We start from the raw sequence: 16,872 nt of genomic DNA, 5'->3' as shown, positions 1-16,872 counted from the left end.
ATCGCTTAAGTCTGCCCGTCCTTTTTACAGCAATTTCCTACCAGAGTGGAACGACATAGCTGACATAGAAGCGGTTTTCATCTTGCACGGTCGCGCCGCTGATATCCGGGCTGGCGTGGGCGTTTTTCCAGGTAACGCCCAGGCCCTTGAGGGAGCCGGTGGGCACTTGATACGCCACGGCGACGTTGCGTTCCCATTCGCTGGTGGTGCCTTGCGCCGTTCGGATGTCATCGCCGTGGGCGTAGGCGGCTGAGAACGTCAGGCCGGTGAGGCCGAGTTTGCCGAAGTCATATTTGTACTGCGCCAGCCAAGTGCGCTCGCCGGCGTGCTGGAACTTGTTCAATTGCAGGTTGGTGAGTGCCGGGGTGTCAGCGCCTGAGCCTGGCCCCTGGCGGTTGTCGCCACTGTTCAGGCCGGAATCCAGGTACGGGAAGTCGCTGTCACCGCTGTTCTTCTGGATACCCAGACCGACGGTATGGCCGTCCAGGCTGTAGCTCTCAAGCAAACTGGCGGTGGTCTGGTTGATGCGTCCCTTGCTCGCGCCGTCCCCGTAGAGGCCAGAGGCTGCGTAGTCATTGTCGCCAGCCGCGTTGCCGCCCACACCCAAACTGCGGAACACACGCAGATCGGTGTCGATCGCGCCCACGGACAAGGCGTCATGCCGCTTGGCGCCCAGGAAGAACTGCTGGTAGTAATCCTCAAGGTTGGAGTACCACAGGCTGACCGTGGTGTTCTGGATGCCGGTGTAATCCGCACCGCCAAACAGGAAGCGATCGCTCTGTTGGGTGCCCCCGGCGGTGATCATGCCTTGGTCGCCGGTTTCGTTGCGGATCTTGGTCTTGAAGATATCGCCGCCGGTGAAAGTGAAGTCGCTGAGGTCCTTGGACACCAGTTGCACACCGGTGTTGGTCTGCTGGTACAGGCGCCCGTCCGTGTTGGCGAGTATCGGATTGTTGCCGTAGAGCGTGCCGACACGCAGTTCATCCTGGGCGAAACGCATCTTGAACGTCGGGCTCAACACACCGAACTGGTCAGCGGACTTGCCGTTGTCCAGCGGAAACATGCTGCCGGGGTAGCGGCCCTGGTGATCCTTGTCGTTGAGGTCGCCACCGGAGTCCAGCTTCAATCCATAGAACGCCTGCAGGTCCAGGCCAAAACCCACCGGGCCATCGGTGTAGCCGGACTTGAAGTTGAACTCGAACCCCTGGCCCCAATCACGAATGCTGTGGGCCTTGGCGTTGCTGTTCACCACATCACGCCCCTGCTGGTTCAGGTAGCGATTGAGCAAGGTCACATCGGCGTGGCTGTCATCGATAAAGTCGGCGTGGGCGGACAGCATAAAGCTCGCCATGGCGGCACCCACCATAGGGCTTATCAACGTCTTCATTGTTACCGGTCTCCGTCACTGTGCTGAAATGAAAGCGTCAAACGCTTCACACAATTACGCAGTGGCCAGATGACAGTTCCGCGTCAAAACAGCGCCTTGACGGATGAAATTAAGTTTAAAAAAGCCCCGTAGAACGGGGCTTTGCGGGGAGTTGAGCGTCAGCGCACCAAGTGCAGGAACTGCAGGTGCCGCTCGTACTGGTCGAGGATGTCGTTGATGATCTGTTCCTTGGTGTAGCCCACCAAGTCATAGTCCTGGCTGCCCTCGGCCAAGTGCACTTCCGCACGGTAGTAGCGGCGGTTGTTGATCTCTTTGGAGCCCATGCCACCACGGGCAAATGACGGCGTGAAGTAGCCGCGCATCTGCACCTGGTAGACGAATGGACGTTCCTCGCCATGGCCGATTTCCAGGCTGACGCTGTCGTTGGACGGGTCAGGCTGAGTGACCACGTTCAGGCCTTTCTCGACGAACACCGCCGTCACCTCTTCAATCGCCGGGCGAACCGTCGATTCAAGGAAGCGATACACCTCATCCCGCGAAGGAAAGTGCACCGCCTGGCTCAAGCGCTGACGCCAGCCACCACGCCCCTTGCGTGCAGCAGAGACCGGTGCCAGCGAATGCAGCTGGGCGATCTGCTTCTGCGACTCCAGGTAGAACGCCTTGTGCAGCCCCCACATCATCAGCAGCAGGATCATCGAAAACGGTAACGAGGTCAGCACCACCGCTGACTTGAGCGAATCAATACTGCCCGCAAACAGCAAGGCACTGGTGACCAGCGCGGTCATCGCACCCCAGAACACCCGCAGCCATTTCGGCCCGTCTTCATCGGCGTTGCCACCTTTGGACGACAAGGTAGACAGCACCACAGTGCCCGAGTCGGCGGAGGTCACGAAGAACACGAAGCTGATGAACACCGTGACCGCGATAACCGTCTTGCTCCACGGGTAGGTTTCCAGCAGCAGGTACAGACTCATCGACGGGTCATCGATGGCCGACTGGCCGAGTGCGACCAGTCCGTGGTTGAGCACCTGGTCGATGGCGCTGTTGCCGAAGATCGACATCCACGCCAGGGTGAAGCCCAGCGGGATCAGCAGCACGCCGAACACGAACTCGCGGATGGTACGCCCCCGGGAAATACGCGCGATAAACAGGCCCACAAACGGCGACCATGCGATCCACCAGGCCCAGTAGAACACCGTCCAACCGCCGAGCCAGTCGCTGGGCTTGTCATAGGCGTACACGTCGAAACTCTTGGTCGGCAAGGCGCCCAGGTAGTCACCGATGTTCTGGATCAGGGTGTTGAGCAAATGCTGGGTGGGCCCGGCGAACAACACGAACAGCAGCAGCGCACAGGCCAGCAGCATGTTGATGTCGGACATCACCCGCACGCCTTTGTCGACGCCGGCCACGGCGACGATGATCGCGGCGCCCATCATCAGCGTGATCAAACCGACCTGGATCCACTGGGTATGGGCGATGCCAAACAGGTAGTCGAGGCCGGAGTTGAGGTGCAACACGCCGAAGCCCATGTCGGCGCCAAGCCCGAACACCGTAGCGATGATGCCAAAGCCATCCACCGCGTAACCGATCGGACCGTTGATGCGCTTGCCGATCAGCGGGTACAGCGCCGAACGCAGCGCCAGCGGCAAGTTATGCCGGTAGGCGAAATACGCCAGGGCCATGCCGACAAACGCGAACACCCCCCAACCGTGCAGGCCCCAGTGCAGAAACAGGATCTGCATGGCCTGGCGGGCGGCATCGGCGTTCATCGGTGCGCCTTGCGGCGGTTGCACCAGGTGTGTCAGCGGCTCGGACACGCAGAAGAAAAACAGCGTGATGCTGATCCCTGCGGCGAACAACATGCCGGCCCAGGACAGGTAACTGAATTCGGGCTCGTCGTGGTCGGCACCGAGTTTTATCTTGCCGTAGCCCGATAGCGCGGTGACCACCACGAAGACCAGATACAGGGTCATCGCCAGCATGTAGTACCAGCCGACCGTATTGGCCGCCCAGTTTTGCGCCGCCAGCAGCCAGGCACCGGCCTGTTGCGGGATAGCGATGACAGTAATACCGAACAGCAGGATAAACGTCGCGGCAAAGTAGAAAACCGGCGCATTCATGCGCACCTGGCCGCTGGAAGGGGTGGACGATGCACTCATGAACGATGCACCCCGAGGGTATGAGATGTGGCTGTAAATAACGGACTCAGCAAAGGTAAGCCTCCTGTTGTGAGCGGGCAGCGAACCACCGGGTTTAACTTGAACGAGCATTCAAGTTAAACATAGGAAGGCGGTCTGGGACTAATCGCAGGGCCGAGTGGTAGATAATTCCTACACTAGCTCAAGGACTGGTATGACGGGTGCGGGAGGCAAATCGTTCAGCGATTACTGGCACAAATACGCGCTCCCACAGAGGATTGTGCGGGTTCGTTACTTTTGCGCGCCATCCTCATGCTGCAGGTTCGCCTGGGTGATATTCGCCCCCGCCGGCACGCTGCGGGTCAGCCACACGTTGCCGCCAATGGTCGACCCCTTGCCGATGGTGATGCGCCCCAGAATCGTCGCGCCGGCGTAGATCACCACGTCATCCTCGACAATCGGGTGACGTGGGTGGCCTTTCTGCAGCTGTCCGTCCTCATCCGCCGGGAAGCGCTTGGCGCCCAAAGTCACGGCCTGGTAGATGCGCACACGCTCGCCGATGATCGCGGTCTCGCCGATCACCACGCCGGTCCCGTGGTCGATAAAGAAGCTCGGGCCGATCTGTGCGCCGGGATGGATATCGATCCCCGTGGCCGAATGGGCGATCTCGGCGCTGATCCGCGCCAACAGCGGCAAGCCGGCGCGGTACAGGTGGTGAGCCAGGCGGTGGTGAATCACCGCCAGGACGCCGGGGTAGCACAACAGCACTTCATCCACACTGCGCGCGGCCGGGTCGCCGTGGTAGGCAGCTAGCACGTCGGTGTCCAACAAGCTCCGCAGGGACGGCAAGGCCAGGGCGAAATCCTGGATCAGGCGAATGGCGAGCACATCGACTTCGCTGTCATCCTTGGCGCCCTGCCGTGCGGCGTAGCGCAGTTCCAGACGGGCCTGGCCGAGCAAGGCATTCAACGCCACATCGAGGGTATGGCCGACGTAGAAATCTTCACTCTCTTCACGCAGGTCCACCGGCCCCAGGCGCATGGGAAACAGTGCACCGCACAACGACTCGAGAATCTGCGCGACCGCCTCGCGGGACGGCAACTCGCGGCCGCCATGCTCGCCACTCAAACGCCCATTGCGCGTTCGCCACTGGTCCCGGGCGCTGCGCAGTTGGCTGACGATGGTCTGTAATTGCCAATGACTGGAACGCTCACTCACGGTACTCACTCCTGAGGAAATGGCCATCACTTTACGGTATGCACCCTGGCCGCCCTTAAGAACCAATGGTGTGGTATCAAGAACCATCAGGAATAAGCGATTGACGGTTGCCCGATGAAAAGTGCCTGCCTATAGTCGCCCCATACTTATCAACCGTGCGTAGCCATGATCAAACAACAGCTCGACCGTTTTAACCGCCTGGAACTGCTGGGCGGCGCCACTGCCCTGGAAAAACTGGAGCGGCTGTCGGCCTGGTTGGGCAGGGACATCTACGTCAAGCGCGACGACACCACACCGCTGGCCATGGGCGGCAACAAGCTGCGCAAACTTGAATACCTCGCCGCAGATTCCATCGCCCAAGGCGCCGACACCCTTGTAACCGCTGGCGCTATCCAATCCAACCACGTGCGCCAGACCGCCGCGCTGGCCGCCAAACTCGGCCTGGGCTGCGTGGCCCTGCTGGAAAACCCCACCGGCACCGAAGACCCCAATTACCTGGGCAACGGCAACCGTCTGCTGCTTGAGCTGTTCGACGCCAAAGTGGAACTGGTGGAGAACCTCGACAACGTCGACGACCAACTCAACGCCCTCGCCGACCGCCTGCGCAACAACGGCAAGAAGCCATACCTGGTGCCGATCGGCGGCTCCAATGCCCTCGGTGCATTGGGTTATGTACGCGCCGGGCTGGAACTGGCCGGGCAAATCGAAGACAGCGGCATCGAGTTCGCCGCGGTCGTCTTGGCCTCCGGCAGCGCGGGGACGCACAGTGGCTTGGCGTTGGCGTTGAGCGAAGTGCTGCCGAACCTGCCCGTGATCGGTGTGACCGTCTCGCGCACCGACGAAGCCCAGCGCCCGAAAGTAGCAGGCCTGGCCGAACGCACCGCCGAGTTGCTGGGGGTGGAGATTCCCGAGGCGTTCAAGGTGATTCTGTGGGACGAATACTTCGGCCCGCGCTACGGTGAACCGAACGCCGGCACCTTGGCAGCGATCAAGCTGCTGGCGAGCCAGGAAGGCCTGCTCCTGGACCCGGTCTACACTGGCAAGGCCATGGCCGGCTTGCTGGATGGCATCGGGCGTCAGCGATTTGAAGACGGGCCGATCATTTTCCTGCATACCGGTGGCGCGCCAGCGTTGTTCGCTTATGACTCGGCATTCTAAAAAAACGGACCCGGTTATTCTTAAAGCGAATAACTGATTTATTTTATATTATTTTCAAGTCTTAAAAACCGGCCTTATAGTCGCGCCGTAGGCGAAGACGCGCTACGCGCTTTAAGGCAGGATACGACCACTGCGTCACCTGCTTCGCTCAACATAAAAAACACAGGGGCTCTTCATGACTATTTCTGTATTCCGTCGCACGTTGTTGGTTGGCACTTTGGGCCTGGCACTCGGGGCTGGCCTGCTGGGCCAGGCAGTGGCTGGCGAGCAGTTGGATAACATCAAGAAAGCGGGCGAGATCAAGATCGGCCTGGAAGGCACCTACCCACCGTTCAGCTTCGTCGATGAAAGCGGCAAACTCAGCGGTTTCGAAGTGGAGCTGTCCGAAGCGCTGGCCAAGGAGCTGGGCGTGAAGGTCAAGCTGCAGGCCACCCCATGGGATGGCATCCTCGCCGCCCTGGAATCCAAGCGTCTGGATGCGGTCGTCAACCAAGTGACCATCTCTGAAGAGCGCAAGAAAAAGTACGATTTCTCCAAGCCTTACACCGTCTCCGGTATTCAGGCGCTGGTCCTGACCAAGAACGTCGGCACCATCAAGACCGCTGACGACCTGGCTGGCAAGAAAGTCGGTGTGGGCCTGGGTACCAACTACGAGCAATGGCTCAAGGACAATCAGCCTAAAGCCATCATCAAGACTTACAACGACGACCCGACCAAGTTCCAGGACCTGCGTATCGGCCGTATCGACACCATCCTGATCGACCGCCTGGCCGCCCTGGAATACGCCAAGAAAGCCAAGGACACCTCGGTGACCGGCGACGCCTTCTCCCGTCAGGAAGCCGGTATTGCCCTGCGCAAAGGCGAGCCAGAACTGCTCGACGCCGTGAACAAGGCCCTCGACAAACTGCGCGCCGACGGGACCTTGAAGAAGCTGTCCGAGAAGTACTTCAACGCTGACGTCACTCAATAATGGAAGCAGGTTTCCAACTCGCGCTGGACTCCGCGCCCTTTCTGCTCAAGGGCGCGTATTACACGGTGATCCTCAGCCTCGGCGGGATGTTTTTCGGTTTGCTGCTGGGCTTCGGCCTGGCCTTGATGCGCCTGTCGCGCTTCAAGCTGGTGAGCTGGCTCGCCCGAGTCTACGTGTCGTTCTTTCGCGGCACGCCCTTGCTGGTGCAGCTGTTCTTGATCTACTACGGCTTGCCGCAAGTGGGCATCGAGCTGGATCCGATCCCCGCCGCCATGATCGGCTTTTCGCTGAACATGGCCGCCTACGCCTGTGAAATCCTGCGCGCCGCCATCGGTTCCATCGAGCGCGGCCAATGGGAAGCTGCGGCCAGTATCGGCATGACCCGCGCGCAGACCCTGCGCCGGGCCATCCTGCCGCAGGCCATGCGCACGGCCTTGCCGCCGCTGGGCAACAGCTTCATTTCGCTGGTCAAGGACACGGCGCTGGCGGCCACTATCCAGGTGCCCGAGCTGTTCCGCCAGGCGCAATTGGTGTCGGCACGGACCTTCGAAATCTTCACCATGTATCTCTCCGCAGCCCTGATCTACTGGATTTTGGCGAGCATCCTGGCGCATTTGCAGAATCGCCTGGAAGACCGGGTCAACCGGCATGACCTGGAGTCCTGAAGCATGATCGTGGTTGAAAAACTGACCAAACAATTCAAGGGCCAGGTGGTGCTCAACGGCATCGACCTGGAGGTCAAGGAAGGCGAAGTCGTCGCCATCATCGGCCCCAGCGGTTCTGGCAAGACCACCTTTCTGCGCTGCCTGAATTTCCTCGAACAACCCACCAGCGGGCGTATCAAGGTGGGCGACATCGAGATCGACAGCAGCAAGCCGGTCAACCAGCAGGCAAGCCTGGTGCGGCGCCTGCGCCAGCACGTGGGTTTTGTGTTCCAGAGCTTCAACCTGTTCCCCCACCGCACCGCGCTGGAAAACGTCATCGAAGGCCCCACCGTGGTCAAGAAGATGCCGCGTGAAGCCGCTGACGCCTTGGGGCGCAAGTTGCTGGCGAGGGTGGGCCTGGCGGGCAAGGAAGACGCCTACCCACGGCGCCTGTCGGGCGGCCAGCAACAGCGCGTGGCGATTGCCCGTGCGCTGGCGATGGAGCCGGAGGTGATTCTGTTCGACGAACCCACCTCGGCCCTCGACCCGGAACTGGTGGGTGAAGTGCTGGCAACCATCCGCAGCCTCGCCGAAGAAAACCGCACCATGGTCATCGTCACCCACGAGATGAGCTTTGCCCGGGATGTGGCCAACCGGGTGATCTTCTTCGACAAGGGGGTGATCGTGGAACAAGGCGAAGCCAAGGCATTGTTCGCCAACCCCAAGGAAGAGCGCACCAAGCAGTTCCTGAGCAAATTCCTGGCTCACTGACCGACCCTGTGGGAGCTGGCTTGCCTGCGATGCAGAGACCTCGGTATGACGGATAAACCGAGGTATCTGCATCGCAGGCAAGCCAGCTCCCACACAAGCGTGTTCCTACAGAAACGCCTCATTGCACGTTGTAAAACACCCCGTCGTATCCATCTGAAACGCCCGCTCCCAGTCAGACCCTTCTGAATCTGCTCCAACCCGCCGTTTAGCCCTTTGCCGCCATTGACGCTCCTTGCCCAACCCTCTTATCTAGCGCCCAGAGGATTGGATCCTATCCCGGCTATTCACTGAATCGTTCTGTTCGGCCCACTGCGCTTACCTGCGCCAAAGGTCCGGAGCGAATGCTGCTGGCTGCATCAAGGAGATTACTTATGACGCACCCCCTGCTCACCGCGCCGACACTGCCTCAGGCCATCGGCAATGGCATCAATGCCCTGGCTGCCACCCACCTGCAGGTCGACATCGCACCCTATCCCGGCATGGACGAAGGCGACTTGATCGAGCTGTTCTGGAATAACTGTTTCGCCGCTTCACGTCGGATAACCGCCTGCAAGGTCGGCGCGTTCACACACCTGCGGGTGCCGGAGAGTTTCGTGCTGGATGGCCCGGCCCGGGTGCATTACCAAGTGATGCAAGTCGGCCAGTGCCCGGCCCGCTCTGCCGTCAGGCGAGTACGTGTGAAGACCTGTTGTCCGGGCGGCCAACCGTCGCCACAGTACCTCGACGAAAACCAGAACCTCGCCCCCGTGGGCTTGCCCGACACCATCCGCCGCTTTGGCGTCAACGCCAGTCAGGTACGGCGCGGTATTCCCCTGACCATCGCGCCCTACCTGAACATGGACACTGGCGATGCGATCACCCTGCGCTGGGGCGATGTGCGCCTGGACCTGCCGAAGATCCAGGCCGTTGAAGTCGGTCTGGCGGTGCAGGTATGGGTGCCTTCATCAGTGATCACCGAAGCCGGCGACGACTGCCGACTGGAGGTGACGTACTGCGTTCTGGATCGCGTCGGCAACAATTCTCGCTGGGCGCCCTCGCGCACCCTACGCATTGCCGCCGGGGTGCCGCCCGCTGTGGCCGGGACGGTGCTGATCTATCAACCGCGGACACCGGGATCGCCCTGCGAGCCGGGGTAACAGACCTTCTATGCATATTCCCAAAAGTTAGTTTATTTATATATTTAACAAGCTTAGGGTATATGCACCGGACCACCGGACATCGCTGATTTTTCTTTTTTATTTCATTGAATGCGAGGTCGGTATGGTCAGGATCACCCCGGTGCACAACGCCAGGGCATTACGTGCAGCCAAGGAGCGGCGCTGATGTCTAACTTGGCTCAAACACCCCCCCAGAGCGATCAGGATGTTGCTCCCCTGCTGTTGCCAGCCACCGTGCTGCGCAACGATGCTGAGGCACTGAAAGCTGCCCATGAACTGGCCCAGGCTGCGCGCCTGCAAGCCTCCAAGCGCGACCAGCAACGCAAGCTGCCATGGGCACAGATCGAACAGTTCACCCGCAGTGGGCTCGGCAGTATTTCCATTCCCCGTGAGTACGGCGGCCCGCAGGTGTCTTTCGTGACCCTGGCCGACGTGTTCGCAATCATCAGCGCGGCAGACCCGGCCCTCGGGCAGATCCCGCAGAACCACTTCGGCATCCTGCACCTGCTGCAGGGTGCCGCCACCGAACGCCAGAAAAAGCTGCTGTTCCAGAGCGTCCTCGACGGCTGGCGCATCGGCAATGGCGGCCCGGAACGCGGCACCAAAAACACCCTGGAACTCAAGGCGCGCATCACCGCCGAGGGTGATGGTTATGTGCTCAGCGGTCAGAAGTTCTACTCAACCGGAGCGCTGTTTGCGCACTGGGTGGCCGTCAAAGCATTAAACGATGACGGCAAGCAGGTCATGGCGTTTGTGCGTCGTGGCACCGAAGGGCTGCGCATCGTTGACGACTGGTCAGGCTTCGGTCAACGCACCACCGCCAGCGGCACCGTGCTACTGGACCAGGTGCCAGTGGACGCCGAACAGGTCGTGGAAAACTGGCGTATCGGCGAGACACCGAATATCCAGGGCGCCGTCTCCCAATTGATCCAGGCGGCCATCGACGCCGGCATCGCACGCGGCGCGCTCGACGACACCATCGCGTTCGTACGTGAACACTCGCGCCCGTGGATCGATGCCAAAGTCGAACGCGCCAGCGATGACCTGTATGTGATCGCCGACGTCGGCAAATTGAAGATTGAATTGCACGCCGCCGAGGCCCTGCTGCGCAAGGCCGGCCAGGTGCTTGACCAGGTCAGCGCCGCGCCGATCACTGCGCAGTCCGCCGCCCGTGCCTCGATTGCCGTGGCCGAGGCCAAGGTGCTGACCACCGAAGTGTCGCTGCTGGTCAGCGAAAAACTCTTCGAGCTGGCCGGCAGCCGCGCAACGCTCGCGGAGTTCAACCTCGACCGTCATTGGCGCAACGCCCGCGTACACACCCTGCACGACCCGGTGCGCTGGAAGTATCACGCGGTGGGCGCTTATCGCCTGAACGGCACCTTGCCGGCTCGTCATTCCTGGATCTGACCGACCAGACATCTGGAGAACACCATGACTTTCTCTCACCCCGTCGCGGTCATCACCAGCGACGAACAAGCCCTTATTGTCGCCAGCGACCTAGCCGAAGATTTGCGCCGCGACAGTGCCCAGCGTGACCGCGAGCGCCGCCTTCCCCTGCCCGAACTGGAGGTGTTTTCGCGCTCCGGCCTGTGGGGTATCAGCGTACCCAAGGCATTCGGCGGGGCGGGCGTTTCCAACGTCACCCTGGCCAAGGTCATTGCCCTGATCGCCCAGGCGGATGCGTCCCTGGGCCAGATCCCGCAGAACCATTTTTATGCACTGGAAGTGCTGCGCGTGAACGGCAGCCCGGCGCAGCAAAAGCGTCTGTACGCCGAAGTCCTCGCTGGCCAACGCTTCGGCAACGCCCTGGCGGAACTGGGCACCAAGACTGCTCACGACCGCGTCACCAAGATCACCCGCGACGGTGACGGTTTCCGTATCAGCGGCCGCAAGTTCTACGCCACCGGCGCGATTTACGCCCAGCGCATCCCCACCTCGGTGGTGGATGAACAGGGCGTGCAGCAACTGGCTTTTGTCCCGCGTGACAGTGAAGGGTTGAGCGTGATCGACGACTGGAGCGGCTTCGGCCAGCGCACCACCGGCAGCGGCTCGGTGGTGTTCGATAACGTGTGGGTCGCCGCACAGGACGTGATCCCATTCCAGAGCGCCTTCGAGCGCCCTACAACCGTCGGCCCGCTGGCGCAGATCCTCCACGCCGCAATCGACACCGGTATCGCCCGCGCGGCCTTTGAAGACGCACTGCACTTTGTGCGCACCAAGACCCGCCCGTGGATCGATTCCGGCACCGACAAAGCCACTGACGACCCACTGACCCTGAAAAGCTTCGGGCACCTGAGCATCCGCCTGCATGCCACCGAGGCACTGCTGGAGCGTTCGGGCGAATTCCTCGACCGCGCCCAGGCCGACAGCAACGCCGAGACTGTTGCAGCCGCCTCCATCGCCGTCGCCGAAGTACGCGCCTTGAGCACCGAAATCTCCCTGGCCGCCGGCAGCACCTTGTTCGAACTCGCAGGCAGCCAGGCGACCCTGGCCGAACATGGCCTGGACCGCCACTGGCGCAACGCCCGCGTGCACACCCTGCACGACCCGGTGCGCTGGAAGTATCACGCGGTGGGCAACTATTACCTCAACGATGAGAACCCACCACTGCGGGGGACCATCTGATGAGCAAAAAGAAGATCCTGCTCAATGCGTTCAACATGAACTGCATCGGGCATATCAATCATGGCCTGTGGACCCATCCACGGGACACGTCCACCGAATACAAGACGATCGAGTACTGGACCGAACTGGCCAAGACGCTGGAAAGGGGGCTGTTCGATGGCTTGTTCATCGCCGATATCGTCGGCGTGTACGACGTCTATCAGAATTCCATCGACGTGCCGCTCAAAGAGTCGATCCAGCTTCCGGTGAATGACCCGCTGCTGCTGGTCTCGGCCATGGCGGCCGTCACCCGAAACCTCGGCTTTGGCCTTACGGCCAACCTCACCTACGAGCCGCCTTATCTGTTCGCCCGCCGCATGTCGACGCTGGATCACCTGAGCCGTGGCCGAGTCGGCTGGAACATCGTCACCGGCTACCTCGACAGTGCCGCCAAGGCCATGGGCCTGACCGAGCAGGTCGAGCATGACCGCCGTTACGACCAGGCCGATGAATACCTAGAGGTGCTGTACAAACTCTGGGAAGGCAGCTGGGAAGACGGCGCGGTGCTCAATGATCCGCAGACGCGGGTGTATGCGCAGCCGGGCAAGGTGCACAAAATCGAGCATCACGGCGAGTTCTACCAGGTGGAGGGTTATCACCTGTGCGAACCGTCGCCACAACGTACGCCGGTACTGTTCCAGGCCGGCAGTTCGGACCGTGGTTTGCTGTTCGCCGGCCGGCATGCCGAATGTGTGTTTATCAGCGGGCAGAACAAGGCCGCGACCAAGGTCCAGGTGGACAAGGTACGCGCCAGCGCCGTGGAGGCCGGGCGCAACCCGGATGACATCAAGGTGTTCATGGGCCTCAACGTAATCGTGGGCGCCACTGAAGCGCTGGCCTGGGAAAAGCACGCCGAATACCTGAGCTACGCCAGCGCGGAAGCCGGCGTGGCACATTTTTCGGCGTCCACCGCGATTGATTTCGCCCAGTACGAGCTGGACGAGCCGATCCAGTACGTAAAGAGCAACGCGATCCAGTCGGCCACCAAGAACCTGCAAAACAACGACTGGACCCGGCGCAAGTTACTGGAACAGCACGCCTTGGGCGGACGCTACATCACCTTGGTCGGCTCACCGGAACAGGTCGCCGATGAGCTGGAATCCTGGATCAGCGAAACCGGCCTGGATGGCTTCAACCTCACGCGCATCGTCACGCCGGAAAGCTACGTGGACTTCATCGACCTGGTGGTGCCGGAGTTGCAAAAGCGCGGGTCGTACAAGACCGCCTATGAGCACGGCACGCTGCGCGAAAAGGTCTTCCATGGCAGCGCCCGCTTACCCGAACAGCACACCGGCTCCACCTACAGACACTAATCAAAAATAGATCCTCATTGCTCGTACCTACACCTTATGACTGGAAATCGACTATGAAAAAGACACTGCTTACCCACCCAGTCAAAGCACTGGCACTGGCCTTGGGTTTGTTCAGCTCGGTGGTGTTCGCCGCCGAGGCACCGTTGAAGATCGGCACCACCGCAGCCTTCGCCATTCCCCTTGAGGCCGCCGTTGCCGAAGCCGGCAAGCAAGGCCTTAAGGTTGAACTGGTGGAGTTCACCGACTGGATTGCCCCTAACGTCAGCCTGGCGGCGGGGGATATCGACGTGAACTACTTCCAGCACATCCCGTTCCTGGAAAACGCCAAGGCCGCCGCCGGCTTTGACCTGGTGCCGTACGCGCCGGGCATCATCAACAACGTCGGCCTGTATTCGAAGCAGTACAAGAGCATCAACGACCTGCCCCAGGGCGCCAGCGTGGCGATTGCCAATGACCCGATCAACAGCGGCCGCGGCCTGCAACTGCTGGCGAAGGCCGGGCTGATCACCCTCAAACCGGGCGTAGGCTACAAGGCCACCGAAGAGGACATCGTTTCCAACCCCAAGAAGATCAAGATCCTGCAAGTCGAGGCCGTGCAACTGGTACGCGCCTATGACGACGCCGACCTGGTGCAGGGTTACCCGGCGTATATCCGCCTGTCCAAGACCTTCGATGCCGAGTCGGCACTGCTGTTCGATGGCCTTGACCACCCGGAGTACGTGATCCAGTTTGTGATCCAGCCCAAGAGCAAGACCGACCCGCGCGTGATCAAGTTCGTCGACATCTACCAGCACTCGCCCGCCGTCCGTGCGGCGTTGGACAAGTCACTGGGCAAGCTCTACCAGGTCGGCTGGGAAGATAAAAAATGACCGCCGCCAACGCCCAAGTGCGCGACCTGGGCTTGCCGCCCAGAGACGCCGAGCAGACAGAACTGCACCCTGACTTGAACCGTGCCCATGTGCGCTTTATCAACCTGGGCAAGACCTACGACGGCACCGTGCATGCCCTGCAAGGCATCGACCTGGCGATCCAGCGCGGTGAAGTGTTCGGCATTATCGGCCGCAGCGGCGCCGGCAAGTCGTCGCTGATCCGCACCATCAACCGACTGGAACAACCCAGCAGCGGGCGCGTGCTGATCGATCAGGTCGACATCGGCGCGTTCGACGAAGACCGCCTGGTGGCGCTGCGGCGGCGCATCGGCATGATCTTCCAGCACTTCAACCTAATGTCGGCCAAGACCGTGTGGCAGAACGTCGAATTGCCGCTCAAAGTCGCCGGCATCCCCAAGCTGCAGCGCGAGCAGAAGGTGCGTGAACTGCTGGAACTGGTGGGCCTCAAGGACAAGCACAAGGCCTACCCGGCGCAACTCTCCGGCGGGCAGAAACAGCGCGTGGGCATTGCCCGTTCGCTGGTCCATGACCCGGAGATTCTGCTGTGCGACGAGGCCACCTCGGCCCTCGACCCGGAGACCACCCAATCGATCCTCGGCCTGCTGCGCGAGATCAACCAACGCCTGGGCCTGACCATCGTGTTGATCACCCATGAGATGGCGGTGATTCGCGAAATCTGCGACCGCGTGGTGGTGCTCGAACACGGGCGCATCGTCGAGCAAGGCCCGGTGTGGCAGGTGTTTGGCGATCCGCAGCACGCGGTCAGCAAAACCCTGCTGGCACCGCTGCAACATGGGCTGCCGGAGGAGTTGCAAAGCCGTTTGCAGGCCAGACCGGCTACCGCCGATGCCGCAGTGGTGCTGCGCCTGCAATTCACCGGCAGTGATACCGACGAGCCGGACCTGGCCGCGTTGTTCAGCGCCCTCGGCGGGCGCGTGCGCTTGCTGCAAGGCGGTGTGGAACGTATCCAGGGGCATGCCCTCGGGCAACTGCTGCTGGCGGTGAATGGCTCGCCGCACACGGCTGAAGAACTGCGCAACCGCGCTGGGAATTGGGCGCAACAGGTGGAGGTGCTGGGCCATGTGGTTTGATCGTTTAGTGCAGGGCGCCATCGACACCTTGTTGATGGTCGGTGTGTCGTCACTGATCGCGTTGCTGGTGGGGATTCCGCTGGCGGTGTTCCTGGTCACCAGCGACAAGGGTGGTATCTACCAAGCCCCAGCGCTGAACCGCGTACTGGGAGCGTTCGTCAATCTGTTCCGCTCGATTCCGTTTCTGATCCTGATGGTGGCGCTCATACCGTTCACCCGGCTGATCGTCGGCACCACTTACGGCGTGTGGGCGGCGGTGGTGCCGCTGACCATCGCCGCGACGCCGTTCTTTGCACGCATCGCCGAAGTGAGCCTGCGCGAAGTCGACCACGGCTTGATCGAAGCCGCACAAGCCATGGGGTGCCGGCGCTGGCACATCATCTGGCATGTGCTGCTGCCCGAAGCGCTGCCGGGGATCGTCGGCGGCTTCACCATCACCCTGGTGACCATGATCAACTCCTCGGCGATGGCCGGGGCGATTGGCGCGGGTGGGTTGGGGGATATCGCTTACCGCTATGGCTATCAGCGCTTTGATACGCAGATCATGCTGACGGTGATTGTGCTGCTGGTGCTGCTGGTAGCGGTGATTCAGCTGGGCGGGGACCGCTTGGCGCGGGGGCTGAACAAGCGCTGAGTACTTGTTTGCACCTGTTAAGGCTGACAGTTGTTGGGTGACGTTTTCGCGTATTTAATCGGTTTGACACCGTCAGGCGCAGTCGACTGGACATGGTATATAGTCAGGATTTGGCCCTCGAAGCATCCCCCATGAAACTCGCCCCCGACGACCTCAACCAGATCACCGCCACCACCCTCGGCCACTACAACAGCGTGGCCGAGGACTTCCGTGAAGGCACCCGCGACCACGACGTGAGCCAGAACATCGACGCGCTGCTGCGGCATATCCAGGGTACAGCGCCGTTTACCGTGCTGGACTTCGGCTGCGGCCCGGGCCGGGATTTGCAGACCTTTACGCGCAGGGGGCATATCGCCGTGGGGCTCGACGGCTCCGAGCGATTTGCGCAGATGGCGCGGGAAGACAGTGGCTGTGAAGTGTTGCAGCAAGACTTTCTGAAGCTGGATTTGCCTGCCGAGCGCTTCGACGGGGTGTTTGCCAACGCGGTGCTGTTTCATATTCCCAAACAGGAGTTGCCGCGTGTGCTCAAGCAACTGCATGGAACGCTGAAACCTGGTGGCGTGTTGTTCAGTTCCAATCCACGCGGAGAAAACCAGGAAGGCTGGAATGGGCCGCGGTATGGGTCTTATCACGACTTGGCGGCGTGGCAAGCACTGCTGACGGCGGCGGGTTTTGTGGAGCTGGAGCATTACTATCGCCCGGCTGGGCTGCCTTTGGAGCAGCAGCCTTGGCTAGCCAGCGTCTGGCGTAAACCGTAGAGCCGACCTGGCAATACATTCCAAATGTGGGAGCGGGCTTGCTCGCGAATGCGGTGTGTCCGTCGCCAGATGTAGTGGT

Annotated in this window: 15 protein-coding genes; 12 read left to right on the top strand and 3 right to left on the bottom strand. The window is 61.2% G+C overall.

Going from position 1 to position 16,872, the window contains the following annotated elements:
* Positions 1–37: 37 nt before the first annotated feature.
* From PF1751_RS01135 to epsC, 3 genes are all read right to left on the bottom strand, one after another.
* Positions 38–1,366 carry an OprD family outer membrane porin gene (locus tag PF1751_RS01135; protein ID WP_029529278.1) on the bottom strand — a complete coding sequence of 443 codons (1,329 nt, stop codon included), beginning with the start codon at positions 1,364–1,366 and terminating at the stop codon, positions 38–40.
* A 179-nt stretch (positions 1,367–1,545) separates the two neighbouring features.
* Positions 1,546–3,507: a choline BCCT transporter BetT gene (gene betT / locus PF1751_RS01130; RefSeq protein WP_206759194.1), complete on the bottom strand. Its 1,962-nt coding sequence runs from the start codon at positions 3,505–3,507 to the stop codon at positions 1,546–1,548.
* A 309-nt stretch (positions 3,508–3,816) separates the two neighbouring features.
* A complete protein-coding gene (gene epsC / locus PF1751_RS01125) occupies positions 3,817–4,743 on the bottom strand; it encodes a serine O-acetyltransferase EpsC (RefSeq protein ID WP_010214109.1) in 927 nt (308 codons plus the stop codon).
* Positions 4,744–4,908: 165 nt separating this feature from the next.
* Between epsC and PF1751_RS01120 the strand changes: the two genes are divergently transcribed.
* The 12 genes from PF1751_RS01120 to PF1751_RS01065 all read left to right on the top strand — a co-directional run bounded on the left by PF1751_RS01120 (position 4,909) and on the right by PF1751_RS01065 (position 16,793).
* A complete protein-coding gene (locus tag PF1751_RS01120; RefSeq protein WP_021491622.1) occupies positions 4,909–5,901 on the top strand; it encodes a D-cysteine desulfhydrase in 993 nt (330 codons plus the stop codon).
* A gap of 175 nt (positions 5,902–6,076) precedes the next feature.
* The gene (tcyJ, locus tag PF1751_RS01115; protein ID WP_010214111.1) at positions 6,077–6,871 is read left to right on the top strand and encodes a cystine ABC transporter substrate-binding protein; all 795 of its coding nucleotides are present in this window, start codon (positions 6,077–6,079) and stop codon (positions 6,869–6,871) included.
* The gene (gene tcyL, locus PF1751_RS01110) at positions 6,871–7,536 is read left to right on the top strand and encodes a cystine ABC transporter permease (RefSeq protein WP_010214112.1); all 666 of its coding nucleotides are present in this window, start codon (positions 6,871–6,873) and stop codon (positions 7,534–7,536) included. Before tcyJ ends, tcyL begins: the two co-directional genes overlap by 1 nt.
* A gap of 3 nt (positions 7,537–7,539) precedes the next feature.
* Positions 7,540–8,286: an L-cystine ABC transporter ATP-binding protein TcyN gene (tcyN, locus tag PF1751_RS01105; RefSeq protein ID WP_010214113.1), complete on the top strand. Its 747-nt coding sequence runs from the start codon at positions 7,540–7,542 to the stop codon at positions 8,284–8,286.
* Between the two features lie 371 nt (positions 8,287–8,657).
* A complete protein-coding gene (locus tag PF1751_RS01100) occupies positions 8,658–9,422 on the top strand; it encodes a hypothetical protein (protein WP_010214115.1) in 765 nt (254 codons plus the stop codon).
* Positions 9,423–9,608: 186 nt separating this feature from the next.
* Entirely contained in the window at positions 9,609–10,850 is a 1,242-nt protein-coding gene (locus tag PF1751_RS01095; protein ID WP_010214117.1) for an SfnB family sulfur acquisition oxidoreductase, read from the top strand.
* A gap of 24 nt (positions 10,851–10,874) precedes the next feature.
* A complete protein-coding gene (locus tag PF1751_RS01090) occupies positions 10,875–12,068 on the top strand; it encodes an SfnB family sulfur acquisition oxidoreductase (RefSeq protein WP_010214119.1) in 1,194 nt (397 codons plus the stop codon).
* On the top strand, positions 12,068–13,420 hold the full coding sequence (locus tag PF1751_RS01085) for an LLM class flavin-dependent oxidoreductase (RefSeq protein WP_010214121.1): 1,353 nt from the start codon (positions 12,068–12,070) through the stop codon (positions 13,418–13,420). Before PF1751_RS01090 ends, PF1751_RS01085 begins: the two co-directional genes overlap by 1 nt.
* A gap of 53 nt (positions 13,421–13,473) precedes the next feature.
* Entirely contained in the window at positions 13,474–14,289 is an 816-nt protein-coding gene (locus PF1751_RS01080) for a MetQ/NlpA family ABC transporter substrate-binding protein (RefSeq protein ID WP_010214122.1), read from the top strand.
* The gene (locus PF1751_RS01075) at positions 14,286–15,401 is read left to right on the top strand and encodes a methionine ABC transporter ATP-binding protein (protein WP_010214124.1); all 1,116 of its coding nucleotides are present in this window, start codon (positions 14,286–14,288) and stop codon (positions 15,399–15,401) included. Before PF1751_RS01080 ends, PF1751_RS01075 begins: the two co-directional genes overlap by 4 nt.
* A complete protein-coding gene (locus tag PF1751_RS01070) occupies positions 15,391–16,035 on the top strand; it encodes a methionine ABC transporter permease (protein ID WP_010214125.1) in 645 nt (214 codons plus the stop codon). The genes PF1751_RS01075 and PF1751_RS01070 overlap by 11 nt, the downstream gene beginning before the upstream one ends.
* Before the next feature lie 131 nt (positions 16,036–16,166).
* Complete coding sequence (locus tag PF1751_RS01065) at positions 16,167–16,793, top strand: class I SAM-dependent methyltransferase (RefSeq protein WP_010214127.1); 627 nt, start codon at positions 16,167–16,169, stop codon at positions 16,791–16,793.
* The last annotated feature ends 79 nt before the right edge of the window (positions 16,794–16,872 follow it).

The sequence above is a fragment of the Pseudomonas simiae genome (genome assembly GCF_000934565.1).
GTDB classification, from domain to species: domain Bacteria; phylum Pseudomonadota; class Gammaproteobacteria; order Pseudomonadales; family Pseudomonadaceae; genus Aquipseudomonas; species Aquipseudomonas simiae.
Note: the sequence above shows the minus strand (reverse complement) of the source record. Positions and strands in the feature narration are given on the sequence as shown.

Bases quoted from the DNA above. Each gene is read 5' to 3' on its own strand.
- PF1751_RS01095 (WP_010214117.1), top strand. From the start codon at position 9,609: ATGTCTAACTTGGCTCAAACACCCCCCCAGAGCGATCAGGATGTTGCT.
- tcyJ (WP_010214111.1), top strand. From the start codon at position 6,077: ATGACTATTTCTGTATTCCGTCGCACGTTGTTGGTTGGCACTTTGGGC.
- PF1751_RS01065 (WP_010214127.1), top strand. From the start codon at position 16,167: ATGAAACTCGCCCCCGACGACCTCAACCAGATCACCGCCACCACCCTC.
- PF1751_RS01070 (WP_010214125.1), top strand. From the start codon at position 15,391: ATGTGGTTTGATCGTTTAGTGCAGGGCGCCATCGACACCTTGTTGATG.
- PF1751_RS01100 (WP_010214115.1), top strand. From the start codon at position 8,658: ATGACGCACCCCCTGCTCACCGCGCCGACACTGCCTCAGGCCATCGGC.
- PF1751_RS01080 (WP_010214122.1), top strand. From the start codon at position 13,474: ATGAAAAAGACACTGCTTACCCACCCAGTCAAAGCACTGGCACTGGCC.
- PF1751_RS01090 (WP_010214119.1), top strand. From the start codon at position 10,875: ATGACTTTCTCTCACCCCGTCGCGGTCATCACCAGCGACGAACAAGCC.
- PF1751_RS01075 (WP_010214124.1), top strand. From the start codon at position 14,286: ATGACCGCCGCCAACGCCCAAGTGCGCGACCTGGGCTTGCCGCCCAGA.
- tcyL (WP_010214112.1), top strand. From the start codon at position 6,871: ATGGAAGCAGGTTTCCAACTCGCGCTGGACTCCGCGCCCTTTCTGCTC.
- PF1751_RS01120 (WP_021491622.1), top strand. From the start codon at position 4,909: ATGATCAAACAACAGCTCGACCGTTTTAACCGCCTGGAACTGCTGGGC.
- tcyN (WP_010214113.1), top strand. From the start codon at position 7,540: ATGATCGTGGTTGAAAAACTGACCAAACAATTCAAGGGCCAGGTGGTG.
- betT (WP_206759194.1), bottom strand. From the start codon at position 3,507: ATGAATGCGCCGGTTTTCTACTTTGCCGCGACGTTTATCCTGCTGTTC.
- PF1751_RS01085 (WP_010214121.1), top strand. From the start codon at position 12,068: ATGAGCAAAAAGAAGATCCTGCTCAATGCGTTCAACATGAACTGCATC.
- PF1751_RS01135 (WP_029529278.1), bottom strand. From the start codon at position 1,366: ATGGTGGGTGCCGCCATGGCGAGCTTTATGCTGTCCGCCCACGCCGAC.